The sequence below is a fragment of the Methylobacterium sp. WL103 genome, from assembly GCF_008039885.1.
GTDB classification, from domain to species: domain Bacteria; phylum Pseudomonadota; class Alphaproteobacteria; order Rhizobiales; family Beijerinckiaceae; genus Methylobacterium; species Methylobacterium cerastii.
The window spans coordinates 1-5,046 of the sequence record NZ_VRUX01000305.1 but is presented as its reverse complement, the minus strand read 5'-3'; the positions used below and the strand labels follow the sequence as shown (position 1 = coordinate 5,046).

The 5,046-nt window shown below is 71.6% G+C and carries 6 protein-coding genes and 2 pseudogenes; 5 read left to right on the top strand and 3 right to left on the bottom strand.

Annotated elements, in window-relative coordinates; translation table 11 throughout:
- Both FV222_RS16940 and FV222_RS16935 read left to right on the top strand, forming a co-directional pair.
- A pseudogene (locus FV222_RS16940) lies at positions 1-532 on the top strand (metallophosphoesterase); the annotation flags it as partial.
- A gap of 90 nt (positions 533-622) precedes the next feature.
- Complete coding sequence (locus FV222_RS16935) at positions 623-844, top strand: hypothetical protein (protein ID WP_147815206.1); 222 nt, start codon at positions 623-625, stop codon at positions 842-844.
- A gap of 10 nt (positions 845-854) precedes the next feature.
- Here the strand turns inward: FV222_RS16935 and FV222_RS16930 are convergent, their stop codons facing one another.
- Positions 855-1,100, bottom strand: a complete 246-nt coding sequence (locus FV222_RS16930) for an RAG2 PHD domain containing protein (protein WP_147815204.1) — start codon at positions 1,098-1,100, stop codon at positions 855-857.
- 120 nt (positions 1,101-1,220) lie between these two features.
- Positions 1,221-1,598: a 4a-hydroxytetrahydrobiopterin dehydratase gene (locus FV222_RS16925; protein ID WP_147762074.1), complete on the bottom strand. Its 378-nt coding sequence runs from the start codon at positions 1,596-1,598 to the stop codon at positions 1,221-1,223.
- Between the two features lie 197 nt (positions 1,599-1,795).
- Between FV222_RS16925 and FV222_RS16920 the strand changes: the two genes are divergently transcribed.
- From FV222_RS16920 to FV222_RS16910, 3 genes are read left to right on the top strand one after another with little or no spacing between them, the layout of a single operon-like run.
- A complete protein-coding gene (locus FV222_RS16920; protein WP_147815202.1) occupies positions 1,796-2,776 on the top strand; it encodes an ABC transporter substrate-binding protein in 981 nt (326 codons plus the stop codon).
- Positions 2,777-2,826: 50 nt separating this feature from the next.
- Positions 2,827-3,537: an ABC transporter permease subunit gene (locus tag FV222_RS16915; protein ID WP_147815208.1), complete on the top strand. Its 711-nt coding sequence runs from the start codon at positions 2,827-2,829 to the stop codon at positions 3,535-3,537.
- Positions 3,518-4,294, top strand: coding sequence for an ATP-binding cassette domain-containing protein (locus FV222_RS16910; RefSeq protein ID WP_187277362.1), 777 nt, complete (start codon positions 3,518-3,520; stop codon positions 4,292-4,294). The genes FV222_RS16915 and FV222_RS16910 overlap by 20 nt, the downstream gene beginning before the upstream one ends.
- A gap of 43 nt (positions 4,295-4,337) precedes the next feature.
- Here FV222_RS16910 and FV222_RS29755 read toward each other — a convergent pair.
- Positions 4,338-5,046 (bottom strand): annotated as a pseudogene (locus tag FV222_RS29755) (hypothetical protein); the annotation flags it as partial.

Below are 5,046 nucleotides of genomic sequence, written 5' to 3'. Positions count from 1 at the left end.
GGTCCGGTTCGTCGGCGCGACCCTGTGGAGCGACTGGTCGCTGGCGGGGCGCTGGCTCGGGCCGGACGCCCCCGACCGCCCGGCCGACCCGGTGGCCTACGCGGCCGACCGCATGACCGACCCGATCACCGGCTCGCGGGAGTATCGCGGCTCGATCCGCAAGGCGCACGGCACGGTCTGGCTGCCCGCCGACGCGATGGCGGCGCACGCCTTGGAGCGGGCCGAGCTGCTGGCGACCCTGGCACAGCCCTTCCACGGGCCGACGGTGGCGGTGACGCACCATCCGCCGAGCCCGCGTGCGGCCGACGCCTTCCGCGACGCACCGGGGGTGCCGTGGTGGGTGCCGGCCTTCTACGCGACGACGGTGCTCGACGACCTCGACGACGCGGCGCGACCCGACCTGTGGGTGTCCGGTCATTTCCATGCGGGGCACGACATGGCGATCGGCCGCTGCCGCTGGGTGGCGAACCCGGTCGAGGGCGCGACCTACGCCGCCGACCGCCTCGTCACGCTGGCGCGAAGCCCGGCCTGAGCGACGACCGCGGACGACCCGCCCGGCGCGAAACCTCGTGCGCGGTTCGCGCGTAAGGCTGCCACGTCCTTCCGCGGGAGAACCTTGTCCGTGAACACCTTCCTCGCCGTCGTCCTCGTCTGCGCCAACGCGATCGCGCAGGAAGCCTGCACCGACGACAAGGCCTTGGAGGTGCGCAAGGTCCGCGTCGCGAACGAGCTCGGCTGCACCAACGGCTGGCAGGAGATCATCGCCCGCACGGATTTGCGCGACGAGATCGGCAAGACCTCCTACCTCAAGACCGAGTGCCGCCGGGTGAAGAACGCCCCGTGACCGCCGCGCCTCAGCGGTCGGCCGTGAAGGCGACCGGCCCGGTGGCGAAGCGGATCTCGCCGGCGCCATTGCGAATCTCGACCCCGGCATAATGGATCGCGTCGTCGCGGTTCCGGAACAGCCCGCCGGCGATGCCGTGGCTCTCCAGCGCGACCCAGCAGCCGCTCACATCCTGCCCGATGGTGAAGCTGAGACCGGGTCTTGCGGCGGCCGGGCGGGCGGGCGACGGGACGACGGCGGTCGAGAGGTTCGGCATGGTCTCACCCGGGGCTGGCGCGGTCCCGGGATGGGACCGCACCGCCAAGATCGGCCCGCGACCGTGAGGAATCGAGCGGTCAGGCCGCACGACGCCGTGAGGGTGTCGTTAGGGAACGCCCTACTTGTCGTACTTCACGTAGGCGAAGCGCGGGTCCGTCGGCGTGCCCTCCAGGCCGGCGCCTTCGAGGCCCGGCTGCCAGGAGACGACCTCCTCGATCTTGCGGGCCAGCGCAAAGTCCTTGTCGGTGATGCCCTTGGCGGCATGGTTCATCAGCCGCACCTCGACCCAGGCGTAGGAGGCGGTGAGGTCGGGGTGGTGCCACGCCGCCTCGGCGAGGTGGCCGACGGTGTTGATCACCATCAGCGTGCTCTTCCAGCTGGCAGTCTTGTAGGTGCGGCGAATCCACCCGTCCTCGTAACGCCAGGCCGGTATCTCGGCGGCGATCCGTGCGGCGATGGTCGCGTCGTCGAGGGCGCCTTCGCGCGGTTCGGCCATGGTCGTCTCTCCCGATCGGTTTTCCCCGCCCGAGCCTGCCCCGGCAGCCGCGACCGCGCAAGGCGGATGTGGACGGGCCGCCCCCCGCGCCCTAAGACATCTGCACAATGGTTCCGCGGGCGCCGGTGCCTCACGGTTCCGGCCGAGAACGGCACAAGGCCAAGATCGGCCGAGACGATCTCTAGGGAGAAGGCGCGATGCTGTCACGGCGCGGATTGCTCGCCGCCGCGCTCGCCGGCCTGCCGATGCTGTCGCATCGGGCGCTGGCGGCGCCGAGCGTACGCCTCGGCAGCCTGCCCTTCGGCACGGTCGCGTGGGAAGCCGCGCTGATCAAGGCGCGCGGGCTCGACGCCGCCAACGGCTTCAACCTCGACCTCGTGAAGCTCGCCGGCAACGACGCGGCGCGCATCGCCTTCATGGGCGGCCAGGTCGACGTGATCGTCGGCGACCTGCTCTGGGCGGCCCGCCTCGGCAACGAGGGCCGCGCGATGCGCTACGTGCCGGCCTCGACCTCGGAGGGCGCCGTGATGATGCCCGCGGCAAGCCCGGTGAAGACCCTCAAGGACCTCGAAGGCAAGCGCCTCGGCGTCGGCGGCGGCCCCCTCGACAAGAACTGGCTGCTGCTCAAGGCCCAGGCGCAGGACGCCGCCGGCTTCGACATCGAGGCCAAGAGCGAGATCGCCTACGGCGCGCCGCCCCTGATCGCGCTGAAGCTCGAGCAAGGCTCGCTCGATGCGGCGCTGACCTACTGGACCTACTGCGCGCGCCTCGAAGCCAAGGGCTTCCGCCGGCTGATCGGCGCCGACGACATGATGCGGGCGCTCGGTGCGAAGGGTGCGTTCGCGCTGATCGGTTACCTGTTCGAGGCGCAGACCGTCACCGACAAGCCCGAGGCGATGGCAGGCTTCGTCCGCGCCGTGCGCGCGGCCAAGGACATGCTGGCCGGCGATCCCTCCGCCTGGACGATCGTGCGCCCGCTGATGGCGGCCGACGACGACGCGATCTTCGAGGCGTTGAAGCGGGAATACCTCGCCGGCATCCCGCGCCGGCCCGTGGCCGAGGAGCGCAGCGACGGCGAGCGGCTGTTCTCGGTGATGTCGCGGCTCGGGGGCGAGCGCCTCGTCGGCACCGGCACCGGCCTGCCGCCGGGCCTGTACTACGACGGGACGACCGGTTGATCCGCGCCAGCGACTCGAACCGCCGGGCCGTCCTTACCCGTCTCGCCTCCATGCTGGTGCTGCTCGCCGCATGGCAGGCGGCGGCGCAGGTCGCCGGCTCGCGGATGCTGCCGACACCGCTCGCGGTGGCGACGTTCATCGCCCGGGAATCGGCGCGCGGCGACCTGTGGACCAATGTCGGGATCACGCTGGCGCGGGTCGGCGTCTCGTTCGTGCTCGCGATGGTGCTCGGCGTCCTGCTCGGCGTGGCGCTCGGGCGCTCGAAGCGCCTGAACACCCTCCTCGACACGCCGCTCCTGGCGATGCTGAACACGCCGGCCCTGGTGATCACCGTGCTGGCCTACGTCTGGGTCGGCTTGAACGAAACGGCCGCGATCCTCGCCGTGGTGCTGAACAAGCTGCCCAACGTCGCCGTCATCCTGCGAGAGGGCGCGCGCGACCTCGACCCCGGCCTCGAGGAGATGGCGCAGACCTACCGGTTCGACCGGCGCTCCTGGGTCGCCCACGTGCTCGTGCCGCAGCTGCAGCCCTACGCGGTCGCCGCGGCACGCTCCGGCCTGTCGCTGGCCTGGAAGATCGTGCTGGTGATCGAGCTGCTCGGGCGTCCCAACGGCGTCGGCTTCGCGATCAACTACTACTTCGTCCAGAGCACCGACGTGGCCGCGATCCTCGGCTACAGCATCGTGTTCATGAGCGTGATGATCGCCATCGACATCCTCCTCCTGCAGCGGCTCGAAGCACATGTCCGCCGCTGGCGATAAGATGTCCGCCGTCGGCGACGGCGAGGACGCGGTCCTCACGGTCGCGATCGCGCGGAAGGTCTACCATCCGAATTCGGTCGAGCCGGTGGAGGCGGTGCGCGACCTCGCCTTCGCGATCCGGCCGGGCGAGATCGCTTGCCTGATCGGGCCGTCGGGGGCGGGCAAGACCACGACCCTGCGCATCCTGCTCGGGCTCGACGCCGACTACGACGGAACCATCGTGCCGGACCCGCGCGCATCCGAGAACGGGCCGGGCATGGTCTTCCAGGAGCCGCGTCTGCTGCCGTGGCGGACGGTAGAGCAGAACGTGCGCCTGGCGATGCCGCGGCCGCAGCGCGCGCGCGACCTCGACGGGCTGTTCGCGCATCTCGGGCTGACCCCGTGGCGGGACCGGTTTCCCGGCGCGCTGTCGCTGGGGATGCAGCGCCGCGTGGCGCTCGCCCGCGCGCTCGCGAACGATCCGCGTCTCCTGGTGCTCGACGAGCCGTTCGTGTCGCTCGACGACGCGGCCGCCGCCTCCCTTCGCGGCCTGGTGGTCGACACCGTCGACCGGCTCGGCATGAGCGTGCTGATGGTGACCCACAACGTCGCCGAGGCGATCGCCGTCGCCGACCGGCTGCTGCTGCTGTCGCCGCGCCCGGCGAGCCTGGTCGCCACGGTGCCGCTCGATCGCCCGCGGACGAGCCGCGACCGCGCCTGGGCCGACGCAACCCGGCAGGACCTGGCGCGGCGCTACCCCGGCGTCATCGCCGAGTGACGTTTCACCAAAGCAAGGCTTCGTCTGGCCGGAAGGCCAGACCTCACTCCACCCGTGCGTCCACGTCGAGCTTGTCGAGCACCGCACCCGGCGTGCGGGCGAGGCCGAAATCGGCGAAGCCCAGGCCGGCCGCGTTCTTCGCCTTGGCGTTCAGCGTCAGGCGTCCGGGCTTCGTCACGAACTGGCCGAGCGCGCTGCCGATCGCCCGGGCGGCGGGCGAGTTGCCGAGCATCGCCGGCACACCGAACTGGGTCGCCGCCACGTATTCCTGGCGCAATTCCTCCGGCTTCAGGCTGAGGGCCTTCGCTTGGGCGGCAAGGAAGCGCTCGAACAGGCCGGTGTTCTGGACGGTGAGGTCGAGGGCCTTGGCGGTGGCCGTGAGCATCAGCAGGCTGGCCGCCGGGATGTGCGAGGCGAACAGCTCCGGCCCCATGCCGCCGATCGTGCCGGCGAGCCGCAGCGAGCCGATGTCGCGCCCCGACAGGGTCATCTCGCGCAACGCCACCTCGCGCTTGTCCTCGTCCCAGGCCGAGTCGACCACGAGGTTGAAATCGAGGTCGGCATAGCCGTAATCCGGCAGGGCGCCGAGCACCGGCACGCCGGCGACCATCGTCGCCGGGAAGGTTACGCCTGACAGGTCGAGGCGGCTTGCGGTCGGCACCCCGTCGCGCAGCGGCCCGAAGGTCAGGGCGCCGCTGCGCAGGACGAGGCGGAGCGGCGTCGCGCCCTGCGAGGCCGGAACGCCGAGCGGG